The sequence below is a fragment of the Paenibacillus sp. J31R30 genome (genome assembly GCF_059692115.1).
Genome location: NZ_JCAUAV010000001.1, coordinates 833,869 through 848,555, shown reverse-complemented (window position 1 = coordinate 848,555; position 14,687 = coordinate 833,869). Strand labels below are relative to the sequence as shown.

14 protein-coding genes are annotated in these 14,687 nt (G+C 45.5%); 6 read left to right on the top strand and 8 right to left on the bottom strand.

The window, feature by feature from the left end:
• Positions 1–111 precede the first annotated feature (111 nt).
• Positions 112–1,131 carry a LacI family DNA-binding transcriptional regulator gene (locus AC58QO_RS02875; RefSeq protein WP_497263795.1) on the top strand — a complete coding sequence of 340 codons (1,020 nt, stop codon included), beginning with the start codon at positions 112–114 and terminating at the stop codon, positions 1,129–1,131.
• 10 nt (positions 1,132–1,141) lie between these two features.
• Here AC58QO_RS02875 and AC58QO_RS02870 read toward each other — a convergent pair whose 3' ends face one another.
• Positions 1,142–1,729, bottom strand: a complete 588-nt coding sequence (locus AC58QO_RS02870; protein ID WP_497263794.1) for a hypothetical protein — start codon at positions 1,727–1,729, stop codon at positions 1,142–1,144.
• A gap of 200 nt (positions 1,730–1,929) precedes the next feature.
• On the opposite strand from AC58QO_RS02870, the gene AC58QO_RS02865 reads away from it, so the two are divergent.
• Positions 1,930–3,096, top strand: a complete 1,167-nt coding sequence (locus tag AC58QO_RS02865; protein WP_497263793.1) for an FAD-dependent monooxygenase — start codon at positions 1,930–1,932, stop codon at positions 3,094–3,096.
• 132 nt (positions 3,097–3,228) lie between these two features.
• Positions 3,229–4,299 (top strand): bifunctional 3-deoxy-7-phosphoheptulonate synthase/chorismate mutase, encoded by a 1,071-nt coding sequence (locus tag AC58QO_RS02860; RefSeq protein WP_497263792.1) that lies wholly within the window; start codon positions 3,229–3,231, stop codon positions 4,297–4,299.
• A gap of 522 nt (positions 4,300–4,821) precedes the next feature.
• On the opposite strand, the gene AC58QO_RS02855 is transcribed toward AC58QO_RS02860, so the two are convergent.
• The 6 genes from AC58QO_RS02855 to AC58QO_RS02830 form a co-directional block, all read right to left on the bottom strand.
• Positions 4,822–5,331: a hypothetical protein gene (locus AC58QO_RS02855; RefSeq protein WP_497263791.1), complete on the bottom strand. Its 510-nt coding sequence runs from the start codon at positions 5,329–5,331 to the stop codon at positions 4,822–4,824.
• 124 nt (positions 5,332–5,455) lie between these two features.
• A complete protein-coding gene (locus tag AC58QO_RS02850; protein WP_497263790.1) occupies positions 5,456–7,255 on the bottom strand; it encodes a CBM96 family carbohydrate-binding protein in 1,800 nt (599 codons plus the stop codon).
• 112 nt (positions 7,256–7,367) lie between these two features.
• On the bottom strand, positions 7,368–8,213 hold the full coding sequence (locus tag AC58QO_RS02845; RefSeq protein ID WP_497263789.1) for a helix-turn-helix domain-containing protein: 846 nt from the start codon (positions 8,211–8,213) through the stop codon (positions 7,368–7,370).
• A 198-nt stretch (positions 8,214–8,411) separates the two neighbouring features.
• Positions 8,412–8,624 carry a twin-arginine translocase TatA/TatE family subunit gene (tatA, locus tag AC58QO_RS02840; protein WP_497263788.1) on the bottom strand — a complete coding sequence of 71 codons (213 nt, stop codon included), beginning with the start codon at positions 8,622–8,624 and terminating at the stop codon, positions 8,412–8,414.
• A 20-nt stretch (positions 8,625–8,644) separates the two neighbouring features.
• A complete protein-coding gene (locus tag AC58QO_RS02835) occupies positions 8,645–9,208 on the bottom strand; it encodes a RidA family protein (protein ID WP_497263787.1) in 564 nt (187 codons plus the stop codon).
• Between the two features lie 17 nt (positions 9,209–9,225).
• A complete protein-coding gene (locus tag AC58QO_RS02830) occupies positions 9,226–10,833 on the bottom strand; it encodes a flavin monoamine oxidase family protein (protein ID WP_497263786.1) in 1,608 nt (535 codons plus the stop codon).
• 220 nt (positions 10,834–11,053) lie between these two features.
• Between AC58QO_RS02830 and AC58QO_RS02825 the strand changes: the two genes are divergently transcribed.
• From AC58QO_RS02825 to AC58QO_RS02815, 3 genes are all read left to right on the top strand, one after another.
• Positions 11,054–11,284: a MerR family transcriptional regulator gene (locus AC58QO_RS02825; protein WP_497263785.1), complete on the top strand. Its 231-nt coding sequence runs from the start codon at positions 11,054–11,056 to the stop codon at positions 11,282–11,284.
• A gap of 31 nt (positions 11,285–11,315) precedes the next feature.
• Positions 11,316–12,074, top strand: coding sequence for a twin-arginine translocase subunit TatC (gene tatC / locus AC58QO_RS02820; RefSeq protein ID WP_497263784.1), 759 nt, complete (start codon positions 11,316–11,318; stop codon positions 12,072–12,074).
• 80 nt (positions 12,075–12,154) lie between these two features.
• Positions 12,155–13,042, top strand: coding sequence for a LysR family transcriptional regulator (locus AC58QO_RS02815; RefSeq protein ID WP_497263783.1), 888 nt, complete (start codon positions 12,155–12,157; stop codon positions 13,040–13,042).
• Here AC58QO_RS02815 and AC58QO_RS02810 read toward each other — a convergent pair.
• Complete coding sequence (locus AC58QO_RS02810) at positions 13,026–14,387, bottom strand: APC family permease (RefSeq protein ID WP_497263782.1); 1,362 nt, start codon at positions 14,385–14,387, stop codon at positions 13,026–13,028. The two genes, AC58QO_RS02815 and AC58QO_RS02810, sit on opposite strands and share 17 nt — an antisense overlap.
• Between the last annotated feature and the right edge of the window lie 300 nt (positions 14,388–14,687).

The window sequence follows — 14,687 nt, the reverse complement described above, 5'->3', positions numbered from 1 at the left end:
TACTTTAGTTTGTGTTACCGATAACTCAAAATTAACAATTTAATCTCTTGCTGTCAATGATTTATTTCTATACAATATGTAAATAAACCGCCTAATAAAGGAGATTAACACGTGATAACAATCTATGACATCGCCGAAAAGGCCGGCGTTTCCGCTATGACGGTTTCCCGCGTGATCAATAACACGGGCCGCATCAGCGAAGAGACACGCAAGCGTGTACGGAAAGTCATGGAAGAACTCCACTACATTCCGAATGCACTTGCACGCAGCTTAGTCTCCCAGAAGACAAATCTTATTTCCTTGCTCATTACGGATATTATGAATCCGTTCTATACAACATTAGCCCGAGGCGCTGAGGATGCAGCGAAAAAGGCGGGCTATCGCCTGCTTTTTGCCAATAGTGATGAGGATTATGCGAAAGAAAAGGACTACGTCGATATGATTCTCTCCACGCGCGTGGATGGCGTATTATTCGCACCAGCCGGGGATCATTCCCTCGAAAATTTGCAGCAGCTGCAGAAGCATCAGATCCCTTTCGTTGTCTTGGACCGTGAAATTCCGGGGATTGATGCGGATGTCGTTCTTGGCGATAGTAAGGAAGGTGCCCGCAATCTAGTTGAGCATTTAATCGCGCTTGGGCATCACCGCATCGCGTTGGTGAATGGTTTACAGGATGTATCCACGGCTCGCCTGCGATACACAGGGTATAATGAGGCGCATCGTCTTAATGGCCTTGCCCTCGACGACTCACTGGTTGTTCATCTTGGGTATCGCGATTTCCATGATGATTCCGCCCTTGATGGACTGCTCCAGCTTGATGAGCCGCCTACTGCTATTTTTGCCGCCAATAACATGTTGGCTGTCGGCGTGATCCAATCGCTGCGCCAGCGTGGCCTGCAGGTACCTGGCGACATCTCCGTCGTCTGTTTCGACGACTTCGGACCCGCAGGTGCAATCAATCCGTTCCTCACTGTTGCCTCACAGCCAGCCTATCAATTCGGCCAGCTTGGGATGCAACTCTTGATTGAACGCATAGAAGGTGAATCTAGCGACGAATCTCGCAGAATTATGCTGCCTTCCGAGCTTATCGTTCGAGCGTCGACACAGCCCCACACGCAGCCCAGCTCGTAGAGATAGATGGCTATTGTTCTTCCCATTTATGAACAATAGCCGCAATGATCTCCTCCTTCGTCTCCTCGGTCAATCCATTCCGAAGTTCAGTTATAAATTCTATAAACAGCAGGGATAAGAGCTCATTCATCTCCATATTGAGTGGATGATGATGCTTCCAATTCATATCATCGAAAAAGACTCGCATCCGATTAACCTCAACGGGGTGTAATCTAACATTGAGGGTTAAAAATGCAGCCCTTTCCGCATGACCTTCCTGGAAGGAAAGTCCCCATTGAAAACCGGGAACACTACCAGGGCTCGGCCGTTCATTCGTGTTTGCACTTGCAACAATGCCGCCAAATTTGCTCCTGAGCTGTAAAATGTATGTATATAGATCCTTGCCTTTGCGCACATGATCCATAAAATTATCAAATAAAAGTTTGACTAAGAATGTTTTGTTGACCCCGCTTAGCTCCTCTTGTGATGTATAGACAATATCCTCCAAGAAAGCATCTGCTCGGTTAAAATAGTCACGAGGCGCTCTCACTTTGACCGTGTGGTAAATATCCGTTGCTCCCCGTTGAAATAAGCCCGTCCATGATTTTAATGTGAGCATAGCATACTCCCCCCCTTCTTCTCCCTCTTAAACTACTATTCCGAATCTAGCAGAAAAATGACTACAACTTTAAGTATTCTCTGAGGGCGACCCCTGTTTGCATTGGGTTATGTTCCTAATCGGAGTGGTCATCGGCCCCCACTTTGTTTATGATGAACTAAGTAGTATAGCGCGATCTAACGAAGCTGGAGGACACACATATGGGTACAGTAACGACAAGGAAGGCGATCGTAATTGGGGCGGGAATCGGTGGATTATGTACGGCATTGTCGCTTCAGCAGCAGGGATGGCGAGTATCGGTGTACGACAAAGCAGCATCATTAAAGGAAGCCGGCGCTGGAATCGTGCTCGCTGCCAACGCGATGAAAGCACTCGATCTGCTTGGCCTTGGCGGAACAGTCAGGAACGTGGGGGCACCTGTCGTTCACGCTGATATTCGAAACTGGGATGGCAAAATCATTACGAGCCTTCCAGCTGCCAAACAAGCGGTACGCTATGGAACGCAAAGCTATGTCATTCATAGAGCTGACTTGCAATCGATTCTTGTGCAAGCAGTAACGGCAACAACACCTATACAGACGAATAAACAATGGATCGAAGGCATGCAGAGTGATCAAGGAGTAACTGCTATTTTCAAAGACGGTACGCAAGAGGTTGCTGATGTCATTATCGGTGCGGATGGGATTCACTCTGCTGTTCGAGAACGACTTTTCGGGAAAAACCCTGTCCGTTACTCGGGGTATATCGCTTTACGAGGTGTATGTTCACATGATGAGGCTCACCATGCAAATAATGGCGGGGGCTTCGAGGCGCTGGGACCGGGGAAACGTTTCGGACTCTCGAGCCTCGGCAACGGCCGTGCATTCTGGTTTGCCGCAATTAATACGCCTTTAGGGAATATACCACCAGTAGAGGAGAGAAAATCGGAACTGCTGCGTCTATTTCACGGTTGGTACAGCCCGGTTGTGGCTGCAATCGAAGCAACGGAGGCATCGACCATTCTGGCCCATAACATCGTAGACCGCCGCCCAATACAAAAGTGGAGTTCTGGCAGAATGACACTCCTCGGCGATGCCGCACATCCAATGCTGCCCAATTTGGGGCAGGGTGGTGCGCAGGCGATTGAAGATGCCATCGTACTGGCAAGGTGCCTGCGAAATCCTGATATTTCGGCTGCACTTTTAGCCTATGAAAAAGAGCGAATGACTCGGACAAACCGAATCGTGCGGATGTCTCGGTCGATGGGACGAATGATACAACTTGAGAACCCATTATTGATCTACGGCCGCAATAAACTGCTGGCTTCCTTGTCTGATGCTCGTTATATAAGCCGCTTCGATCCTATCATTGGTTATGAGGTAAGGTAATTATTTTCAGCAAAGTATAAAAATAAATGGATTCTCACAAGCGAATACTCAGCTTACAACATAAATTGGTTTTAACGCATATACGTCAGAGCCATAAAACCGATATGTTTTTAAGCTAAAGGGTGAGCATACATGGAGAACACGAAGATAGATGACTTAAGAGATCGAATTGATGAAATTAACGAGAGTCTGCGAATGCTGCTCTCCGAAAGAGCACGCATTACCCAAGAGATCGGGATAGAGAAAGAAAAGCAAGGCGTGCCTAAATTCGACCCGCTTCGCGAGAAAAAAATGCTAGACGCCTTGGTTGCACGGAATACAGGCCCTTTCGATGACGATACGATACGTCACCTTTTTAAACAAATCTTCCAAGCCTCGTTAACCTTGCAACAAACGGAACACAAGAAACAGCTGCTTGTTAGTCGTAAGCGGCAGCAAGCAGACACCATCATCCAGCTTGGTCCTGCCGCCATCGGCGGTAGTAAACCAATCATGATTGCGGGTCCCTGCTCCGTGGAAAGTATTGAGCAAGTACGCACAGTTGCCGCTGCTTTGAAAAAAGCTGGCGTTACCGTGCTCCGCGGAGGCGCCTTCAAGCCTCGCACATCACCATATGATTTTCAAGGGTTAGGCTTAGAAGGCTTACAAATCCTCAAAGAAGTCGCCGATGAGTTCGGACTCCAAACGATCAGCGAAATCGTTGATCCCGCACATATCGATATCGCGGGTCAATACATCGACGTGATCCAAATTGGAGCGAGAAACATGCATAATTTCGAACTATTGAAAGCCGCTGGCGAGGTTCGTATTCCCATTCTTTTGAAGCGCGGCTTGTCCGCTACGATCGATGAATTCCTGCATGCTGCAGAATACATCCTATCCCGCGGTAACACGCAGGTGATGTTGATCGAACGCGGCATCCGAACCTATGAGCGGGCAACGCGAAATACACTCGACATCTCCGCTGTGCCGATTCTGAAACAAGAAAGTCATTTGCCGGTGCTGGTCGATGTTACCCATTCCACGGGACGCAAAGATATTTTCGCGCCTTGTGCCAAAGCTGCCTTAGCCGCCGGAGCGGATGGGATTATGGTCGAAGTCCACCCCAATCCAGCCACTGCTCTTTCCGATGCGCAGCAGCAGCTGACAATTGAGGAGTTCAATCAATTTTACGCGGCGATTCAAAGCTCAGGATTGTTTTAACATCGGGGTAACTGGTTCGCTGGAGTACCTCGATGTTTTCGACTTAAACTAATCCTTTTGCCATGGTCGTCACACGTAACTCGATTTTTTCGACTTGCGCTGCTCCTTTTGCCATACTCGCCGCACGTAACTCGATTTTTTCGACTTACACTGCTCCTTTTGCCATGGTCGCCACACGTAACTCGATTTTTTCGACTTGCGCTGCTCCTTTTGCCATTCTCGCCGAACGTAACTCGATTTTTTCGACTTGCGCTGCTCCTTTTGCCATTCTCGCCGCACGTAACTCGATTTTTTCGACTTACACTGCTCCTTTTGCCATTCTAGCCGCACGTAACTCGATTTTATCAACTTGCGCTGCTCCTTTTGCCATTCTCGCCGCACGTAACTCGATTTTTTCGACTTACGCTATGAGTAACTCCACTCCGTTTCCATCGGCCGAGCACGAGTTACTCAAATTTTTCGAGTAACACTACCAAAAAAAGCCCCCAACCCCACAATAAGTGGGAATTGGAGGCTTTCTATCTATACCGTCTTATCTACAAAGGAAATGCGATTGTTCTCAGCAAATTTCTTCAGCTTGCTCGCCATAGCTTCGATATCAAAACGGTTCAATGTTTTGTTATATACCCAACGAGGAGACTTGCCTGTAAGCTCGATGATAATTTGACCTGGCGCGTGTACAATCTCTTTGATATTTTCCGCACCCAGAATTAATTCTCGGGCTAGACCTCTCTTCGAGAGATTCGTTTTGGTCACTCGCAAGTACGGTCTCCGCACAAAATAAATGAGTACGCCAACTACCAAATAGCTAAGCGTTGTATACCAATACATTTTGTCCCCTCCGGTTTTCGTCAACGTAAACAACAAGAAGATTGAAACCACGATGAAAAACGCGGCCAACAGAATGCTTCTTCCCTTAAATACGACCGGACGATCCGGATCCGTTGAAATAGGCGCCTTTCCTTGCTTGGTACGGGTCAGGTTTGCCTTTTTCGTATTTTTACTTACCATTCTTTCCCACTTGCGTGACATGCCTTTCACTCCCTGCATAATAGTTACCATACTTCTCTTCTCATAATCCCATACTTGCGGCAGAATGTCGATATTTAGCTTGGACACACAGGCAAAAGGAGCCCTCTCAGGCTCCTCCACATCACTATTCGTTCACATTCGAATTATACAGATTTCCTCCGCCTGTACGTACATCATTCACCGCTGTAGTTCCTGTTGCCGCACTTGTTGCATAGACGACGTAACCGGTCGAATTATCCAAATTCACGGTATTATTGTTAAAAGAATTATTCACGCCTGTCGCATACTCCGAACCATGCGTACGAACTTGGAAAGCATCTACAACGTTGGAGTTACCATTCCGATACCCTTGATTATAGCGGACAATCGTATTCACACCCTTTACATCAATGAAGCTGTCTGCGCTATTCGCTCCACTAATCCCCGTACCGTTAAACGTGCAGTACTCGATAATCGTTCCGCTCGCGCCTTCCTTCACATCGATATGCTCTGCCGTAATGCCGCCATCGAAATTCGTATGACTAATCACATTCCCTGTTACAACATGCTCATAAGGTGAGCTGGAGTCGGAACCAACATACGCGCCTTCACCATACCCAGCCTGGTATAATCCTGTATCGTAAATAAGCGAGTACGTCAATGTATTGTAGGAGCTGCCATCCCGGAAATGGACACCTTCATCGCCAACATAATGAACTTCTACGTTGTTCAGCAGATTGTTATTACCGTTGTCGATGATAATCCCTTTTTGCGCATTTGTGATTTCGACATCGCGGATCTGCCAATAGTTGCCCGTTAAGTGAATGCCGTAGGAGCCATCGTTCACATTCACACCCTTGAGCACGGCTGGATTAGCTGCATCACAGCTCTTCAGAACGATCGGATTGGAAGCTGTTCCACTTTGATCCGAATAGAACAATCCTTGCCCGCCTGGATCGCCGCTCGTCACACGATCACCAACATAATTGCCAGGGGCAAGCAGAATGACTGATCCTGCCACTGCATTTTTCATCGCATTTTGAATAGCAGCCGTTGTGTTTAATGCATTCGTACAGCCTGTAGGCGGCGTTCCACCAGAGGTAGTTACATTGATCGTGCTGCTTTGACTCGAAGCATTGCCTGCCGCGTCTTTTGCTTTGACATAGTAGCTATACGAGGTAGACGCCGTTAATCCAGTATCACTCGTGGAAGTACCTGTTACGGTCTTGAGAAATGAGCCATTCCGATATACATCATAACCCGTTACGCCTACATTATCTGTCGATGCACTCCAACTTAGATTGATTTGACTGCTGGAAGCTGCAGTGCCGCCCAATCCACTAGGAGCTGTCGGCGCTTGGGTATCCCCTCCCGTCCCACCGCCGCTGACGACAACAAGCTGTGGCTTATTCGAGGCATTCTCATTACTATTCAATGTGGTGTATTTCCCCACACTTTCTTGCAGTGCAAAGGAAACAACGCCATCTCCTGCTGCTTGAGCCGTCACATAAGCTGTAACATCAATCTCGTTGTACGTCGCTGTCGTATTGATGGCAACACTACCTGCTGCGCTGCCGACCGTTGGTTTCGTGCTCCAGGTAATGGCGGATTGCGTCCAGCTGTCTGTCGTTTGATAAGCGGATAATACCGTTGACGCGGATGCGCTGCCATAAATCCGGAGCTTGGCACTCGTTACACCCGAAAGGCCAGAGAGACTGTATTTGAGATACGTGTACCGAGATGCACCTGGGTCATTTTTTACAAACAACGAAGTGGCTGTTCCAAAATTGCTTGTGGGATTACCTTCATGCACATAAGAATCATCCGAAGGACTTAGTGTGGATGTCGCCGCACCTGCCGTTACTGGAATTGCAAGCAGCATAACCGCCGAGAATAGCGTTACCCAACCAGTCTTACCTTTAATTTTTTTAAAAATCGTACTCATTATTATTCCTCCTCTGACTCCATTAGATAGCGCTTACAAATAGAATTATAAGAGATCGTCAGAACCGAATGTTTCCTGCTATTGTTCAGATCTTGCACTGTGTTGCTGTTTTTTATACCTGCATGCGATACGACTTCGGTGTCGTTCCAAGAACGGTCTTGAACACACGTGAAAAGTAAGAACCATTCTGAAAGCCCACCTCTTGCGCGATAAAGCTAGCAGACTTCGACGTGGTTTCTAGCAAGAGACATGCTTCCTTTAATCTGCGGGAAATAATAAATTCCGTTATGGTGCGCCCCGTTGACTGTCGGAAAATATGTGATAAGTAAAAGGTAGAGAGATGCAAATCCTCCGACATCCGCTGCAGGTCAAATTTGTCCTTGTAATGCCGTTCGATCCATTCCGTGATCTGCCCAGCCGTATGATTGCTGCTCAACTTCAACTTCTCTTTCTGAGCCTGGCAAATTTCATTTTCATAAGGTTCAAGCTGCTGAAGCATAGATAATAAGCATAAGACAAATTCTTCTTGCTGTTTATGTGTCGAGACACGACTTAGTTTGCTATGTAAATGCTCATAAAATTTGGCTAGATGTTGTTGCTGAGGAATCACGTGACTGGTTAACGATTGCTTCCAAAGTGTGTTAAACCATGTCCGAATCCCGCTAAATGCACGCAGCGCAGTATCTAATCTGTAAGGATCAAACATAAGGATTGAACGTACAAAGGGACCTTGGATTTGAATGCGGTGCAATTGAAACGGCTGGAAAATCAAAAGGCAGCCTGGCTCAATGTTGTACCAGCGTTTGTTCACTTCCACACGGCCTACTCCTTCATACACATAGAGGAATTCCATACAAGAATGAGCATGAAAGACCTCCCAATTCTGCTTTCGGCTTGATTTCTCATGGTTCAGATGAAAGGGTTCTTTGGTGACATCCACACTTGTGCTAAGTTTCAACAGCTATCCCTCCTGAATTTGGAAATAGTTGGACGCTTTGAGCGAGCGTGAGCACACTCTATCACATTCTTGCACAAAACAATTGTACAAATTATAGGGATTCCAGTGTTTTGTTTAGGTGCGATTCACGACAAAAAAAACAGATCTTGCCATTTTCCCTCTCGAGAAAATAAACAAGATCTGTTTATCATAGCTTGGTTACGCGTTGACCTTTTCTGCACGTTTTTCTGGCGCTTCCAGATGCTCCGGTGCTTCTTTCCCTTCACCGACGAGCTCTCTAGCTGAATTTTTAAATTCATGCAGTGTACGTCCTACAGCACGACCGAGTTCCGGCAGCTTAGACGGTCCAAACAAGACTAACACAACCAATAAAATTAACACGAGTCCAGGTAATCCAATATTTTGCAACATACCACATCATCTCCGTTTCATTAGTCTTGGTTATGGTGCTTTGGATACACAGCTACAGCTTCAATCTCAATCAGCCAATCGGTGCTAACGAGGCTTGCAATACCAACAGTCGAACGTGCTGGCTTCACAGGATTCGCCTCTGTACCAAAAAATTGCGCATAAGCGTCAAACCAGCCTTGATAATCAAATTTGCCTTCCTTCGCTGCATCCGGTGTCACATAGACACGAAGATAAGCAACATCTTTAAGCGTGAGGCCTTTATCTTTTAATTGCGTTTCAATGGCCTTTAGAATTCCAATCCCCTGAGTTTTCGTATCTCCATAGCGCTCGTATACCGTCTTGCCTTCTTTGTTGATAACCGGTGGAACTGTTCCGCTTGTGAATAAATAGGAGGCTCCCGCAGGGACCGACACACCCGCAGCAATGGAAGAAGCAGGATTCCCATAAAATTCGACTTCATTAATTGGCTCTGCATTGTATTTACTTGATTTCTCTGTCCCAGCCGCATAAGCACTTACACAAATCAGACATGAACCAACGGTAGCTGCTACGATCGTCTTCCACTTTTTCGTTATAATCATCATGATTCACTCCTTCTCCTCTACTCTTTCATTACACGCTCATGAATTTCGGTAACAACTTTCCGCGCAGACTCAATAGCTCCGGCTTGCCAAGCAGTGATATAACTGATGTGCTCCCCTGCCAAATAAATGCGTCCATCAGGTTTGCATAGAGTTGGATAGTAGTTCTTACGATCGTCAGCTGTGTATGAAGCCCAACCGCCTTGATTATATTTAATCTTCTTCCAATCCACGGAGAAAGAGGTTTCGAACTCCTTGTGGTATTGCGGGTGAATCTTCGCGCCTTGGCTTAAGGCATAATCTTCTCGGGCAGCAAGTGACATATTACCAAGTTTATCTGCATTTCCTCCGAATGAATAATAACCTAATAGAATTCCTTTTTTGGAAAAATAGTCATTCGGCGGGTAATAGATATTGGCAATATCCATATTCGTCAATGAGCTTCCGCCATAAATCATCTCATCTTCTTCCCAGAAGCGACGCTTGAATTGAAGCCCGATTTTGCCTGCAGCCGCATAGCTAATCTTCGCGATTGCCGTGGACATTTCTGGAGAGAAGTCCGCTTTAATGTTCTTGAGGACAGGGAGCGGGATGGTACAGATACAGAAGTCTCCATCAATCTCTTTATTTGCTCCACTAAGCAAGTCCTTATACAAAATCTTAACACCATCGGAAGACTGTTTGATCTCGTGAACTTCCGAATTGAATTGAATTTTGTCGCCTACGCGTTTCTCGAACGCCTTAGCAATCATATCCATCCCGCCTACGGGGTGGAACATCATCATTTGCTGATCATAGCCGTACTCACTGCTGAGAAATTGACCAAAACCAGAATTGATAATCGCTTTTAAGCTAAATGGATCCTTGCGAACACCTGCGTCAAATTTACCGCCCGGCTCTTCCACATATCCAGCTCTGCTTGAACCTTTATAGAACAGATCCGCATTCAAATCTCCTTCGCTTTTCAAATATGCAACAAGTTTCGTTTTTTCTTCTGTCGTCAAAGGTAGATCTAACGCTTTCTGATTAACAGCTTTAGCTAGCATTTCGGCAACATATCCACGTACATCGGCTTTTGCCTGCCGCTTAGGAATTTTCACTCCTGACAATTCGCCTACATTTTCATTATAGTAATACCCGCTCTCGTTCACATTGTTAAAGGGTTCAATGGCAACCCCAAATTTGCGGGCATAGTCCAGCGTCACATGAAATTGAGGAATGCGCATTGGCCCTGCATTGAAATACATGCCATTATCGAAGCGAGCCACCTGCTTCACGCCGCCAATCTCCGTTACCGTCGTCCCTCTACGCACTGTCCATGCTCGTCCTCCTGAACGCGCCCTCGCTTCTAGGATGGTGCACTGATAGCCTGCATTTCCAAGCTCATAGGCTGCTGTCATCCCGGCAATCCCACCGCCTAAGATGATAACTTTCTTGCCATTGCGATTCGTAGATGTAAGATCCCTTCCCGATGGCGGTGTGTAATCTGCGGCTTTCATCGTTTCCGGGGAGAGCAGTCCTAAAGTACCCATCACACTAAATATTGCGGCTGACCCTCCTAATTTGCCGACTGTTGTCAAAAATTGTCTACGTGTAATTTGATCTTCTTGGATCGGTGTCTTCTCCATGCTTCCATCTCCTCGTGTTTAAGTTTGGCTATCCGCTACTTAAACTTAACAGCGAGGCATGGAATAGTCATTATATTATGTAAGGTAACATGACATAAATTTTAGTTATACTAAGATAACCAACGTTTATTTGATCGAATTTCCATTAAATGATAGAGTTTCATTAATTAGTGTCACATTAAAGTTAGTTTACCTTACATAAAGTTGGAGGGATAGGCTTATGATGACAAAGAAGAAGGTAATTCAAATTGGTGTAGTCAGTGAATTGACGGGGTTAACAGAGAGGCAAATTCGATACTATGAGGACCGCAAGCTTATTTTTCCAGACAGAAGTAAGGGAGGCGTTCGCAAATATTCGTTCGAGGATATTCAAACCATTATGGATATTCACTCCAAGCTAACTGACGGCTTTCATACGGTAGAATTACGACGAATACTTACCGGCTCCTAACACCAAGGACCAAATAGACGGGAGGGCTACTATGCAGATCAAAGAAATGATGTCACTTGTCGAACATCTAACCGAATTACGCATGCGAATTATTCGTGTTCTCATTGCCGTAATACTTACCTTAATCATTGGATTCATTTTTGCACAGCAGATATTACTTTATCTTAAGCATAGCTCAACGGCATCCGGCATCACCTGGCATGTATTTTCACCAATGGATGGTATTCGCATTTATATGCTCATCGCATTCGCCGTTTCACTCACACTCACATTGCCATTTATCCTTTATCAGATATGGGCTTTCGTCAAAAAAGGACTTACCAAAGAAGAGCAAACCGCCACACTACGGTACATCCCCTATACGTTCTTATGCTTTTTGATTGGTTTAGCTTTTGGTTACTTCGTTGTATTCCCGATGTGCATGAAGTTTACAGTGGGAGTAACCGAAAATCTAGGCTTAACACAAACCTATGGCGTGGCTCAATACTTTAGTTTTATGCTCAATATTATCATTCCGTTGTCTCTAGCCTTCGAACTCCCGATTGTCGTCATGTTTCTAACAAAGCTGAAGCTGCTGAATCCTAAATTACTTAACAAAGTTCGCAGATACGCCTATCTGATTCTGATTATCACAGCCAGCTTGATCTCTCCGCCTGATTTAATCTCGCATCTGATGGTAGCCATCCCATTATTCGCTCTATATGAAATCAGTATTCTGTTATCTCGCTTCGTATATAACGAACAATTGCGGGAAGACAGTCTCAGACAAGTCGAATACGGCGTCTCCTAAAATAGTGCTTCTCACATATTGTCCAGCTTCCTCAATTCGGATATAGTTACTTCATAACTGACACTCAGAAAAGGTGAACTATGCGAATTGAACAACTCATCTATATCATTGAAATTAATCAAACAGGTTCCATTTCTTTAGCAGCTGAAAAGCTTCACGTTTCCCAGCCAAACATCTCTCAAGCGATCGTAAGCTTAGAGGAAGAGCTTGGCGTGAAGCTTTTCAAGCGTTCACGGACTGGAGCCGTACCTACCGAAGACGGCAAATTAATTATTAGCAAAGCCATTGAGATTATGAATAAAGTTGAAGAGCTTCGCGAGACAGCTGGCTTTCAATTCAACCAGCTGTCAGGCTCTCTCTCTATCGCCTCTGTACCAAGTCTCTGTTTAAGCGTACTCCCTCCAACGCTGGCTATTTTCAAAAATAAGCACACTGATGTGGAGCTTGTCATGATGGAGTTGAATTATCCACAGATTATCCAAGAAGTTCTTAATGGACAAGTGGATTTGGGACTCATTGCTGTCTCAACAAATTATCACAGCCCCCATCCCCAGCTTATCACGGAACATCTGATGGACTGCCGAATTATGGCCTATGTGGGTAAAACATCCCCTTTATCGCACCGAACTAGCATCTCCATCGATGAACTCCTACAAGAACCTCTTCTAATTTCCTCTGATTTCCTGCTCAACATATTCAAACAGCATGGAGAGCCTAACCTCTTATTTAAGCTGGGGAATTCAGAAGCAGCCAAACGGATTATTGCTGAAGGAATCGCGATTGGCTTCTATACGGAAACGGGTATGCGATATGATCCTTATTTAGAAACGGGGAGTATTGTTGCACTAGAAGTCACAGGTGTGGATTTAGGTGTTTCCTTCCGCTCCATTCGCCTGAAAGGCCGGCATCTTTCCTTGCCATCCAAAGAATTCACCAAGGAGCTCAAAACAATCATTGCGGCAATGTGAGGTCAGTGCCCTCATTTGCATGTGAAGTTTTGCTCCGGGTAAGCGCTGGTTCCTTCCCTTTGATCATGGCATAACCCGCAGAAAGACTAATAATCACTACATTGCCAAGCAATAAGGGGATGGATAATCGACTTAATAAGAGATATCCTTGGAACACTAACAATCCGACAGCAATAACTACAATGGTGTAGAGAAGGATTGGCTTCATCGTGAAAGGCGCGCTTTGATATAATTCTGGGTATTTACGCGGAAGTTTAGCTGCGGATAAGACGGGGAAAATGCTGGCAATGAGTAAGATGCCTACACCTAGCTGAGAAATGGTTGCAAGCGATACACCCGTCACGATCGGAATGATTCCAAGGATATAGTAAAAAGTCAACAGCCAATGCGGCGTTCCATATCTTCGATTTACTTTACCTAACGAAGCAGGAAGCCAGCCGTCACGACACGCAACCAGCATACCCCTCGTCACCCATGAGAAGGTAACATTCAGTGTTGATGCCAAAGCGAACATAGCGCCGCCAATAACAAAAAATAAAAACAGTGGTTTCGGCAGTATAGATGTAGCCACATCAATCAGCGACTCCCCTGCAACCTCTGAGACAGGTAATACGCCAGTTGCAACGATACCCATTCCGATGTAAAGCAGCCCCACAATGCCAGAACTGATTAGAATCGCTAGTGGAATGTCCCGCTTCGGCCGTTTCATTTCGCCGCCGAGTTCGACAACCGCATAGGCGCCACCCGAAGCAAAGGACGTCATCCCAACCGCCATTAGAAAACCACTGAGGCCATGCGGAAAATAAGAAGTTGGCTTAAATACGGAATAGTCCACCTCCGACAATCCCCATCCGACGAATATAAACAACGAAAGTAATTTTATGAGGATGAGTACTTTCCCCAACGTAGACATGAATTTAATTCCGAATAGATTGATGAGATAGAAAAACGTCAAAACGATAAAAGCTACCGGCATGATGGGAACACTCTTCACGATTCCTTGCAAATACTGAGCGAACGATATCGCATACACGGCTATTGTCAGATGTCCAAAAGTGAATAAGCTCAAGTACACAAAGCCGGCTTTCGGCGAGAGCAATCGACTGGTATAGGTGTACATACCTCCCGTTGTCGGAAGCACTGATCCGAGTACCGCAAGCGGAATCGTAATGATCAGCATAAATACCGAAGAAAGCAGGAAAGCAAGAGGAACGCCAGTTCCCGTCAAAGCTATCGCTACACCTGTAATGGAAAGGATGCCAGCCCCGACCATTTGCCCTATTGCAATACCAATTGCATCTCGCAGCCCTAATATTTTTTTTAGTTTCTCCATTTCATTCCCCATGATCACCCAACCTCCCTAACCTTGATTACTTTCATTTCTGCATAAAACCAGGGATTCCCTTTTTCATCCACAAAAAAAGGACTATCTTACCAGTCAAATCTAGCGGTTATTCCTCACATCGAGACAAAATGTATCAAACATTACGTCGAAATTGTCGAAATTAGACTAACATTATTTAGGGCTTTTCCCTCATTGTTTCCTCCTAGTACTTTCAGCTATAGTTACCTCATATCAAATTTCTAGGCATATTCACCCCACCCATCTCATATCATGTATAGTTGCTTATTTCTGAAAACCAAA

What these genes read in the sequence shown, in the direction of transcription:
- AC58QO_RS02870 (WP_497263794.1), bottom strand. Translation starts at nt 1,729, where the DNA reads ATGCTCACATTAAAATCATGGACGGGCTTATTTCAACGGGGAGCAACG.
- AC58QO_RS02865 (WP_497263793.1), top strand. Translation starts at nt 1,930, where the DNA reads ATGGGTACAGTAACGACAAGGAAGGCGATCGTAATTGGGGCGGGAATC.
- AC58QO_RS02860 (WP_497263792.1), top strand. Translation starts at nt 3,229, where the DNA reads ATGGAGAACACGAAGATAGATGACTTAAGAGATCGAATTGATGAAATT.
- AC58QO_RS02855 (WP_497263791.1), bottom strand. Translation starts at nt 5,331, where the DNA reads ATGTCACGCAAGTGGGAAAGAATGGTAAGTAAAAATACGAAAAAGGCA.
- AC58QO_RS02850 (WP_497263790.1), bottom strand. Translation starts at nt 7,255, where the DNA reads ATGAGTACGATTTTTAAAAAAATTAAAGGTAAGACTGGTTGGGTAACG.
- tatA (WP_497263788.1), bottom strand. Translation starts at nt 8,624, where the DNA reads ATGTTGCAAAATATTGGATTACCTGGACTCGTGTTAATTTTATTGGTT.
- AC58QO_RS02835 (WP_497263787.1), bottom strand. Translation starts at nt 9,208, where the DNA reads ATGATGATTATAACGAAAAAGTGGAAGACGATCGTAGCAGCTACCGTT.
- AC58QO_RS02830 (WP_497263786.1), bottom strand. Translation starts at nt 10,833, where the DNA reads ATGGAGAAGACACCGATCCAAGAAGATCAAATTACACGTAGACAATTT.
- AC58QO_RS02825 (WP_497263785.1), top strand. Translation starts at nt 11,054, where the DNA reads ATGATGACAAAGAAGAAGGTAATTCAAATTGGTGTAGTCAGTGAATTG.
- tatC (WP_497263784.1), top strand. Translation starts at nt 11,316, where the DNA reads ATGCAGATCAAAGAAATGATGTCACTTGTCGAACATCTAACCGAATTA.
- AC58QO_RS02815 (WP_497263783.1), top strand. Translation starts at nt 12,155, where the DNA reads ATGCGAATTGAACAACTCATCTATATCATTGAAATTAATCAAACAGGT.
- AC58QO_RS02810 (WP_497263782.1), bottom strand. Translation starts at nt 14,387, where the DNA reads ATGGGGAATGAAATGGAGAAACTAAAAAAAATATTAGGGCTGCGAGAT.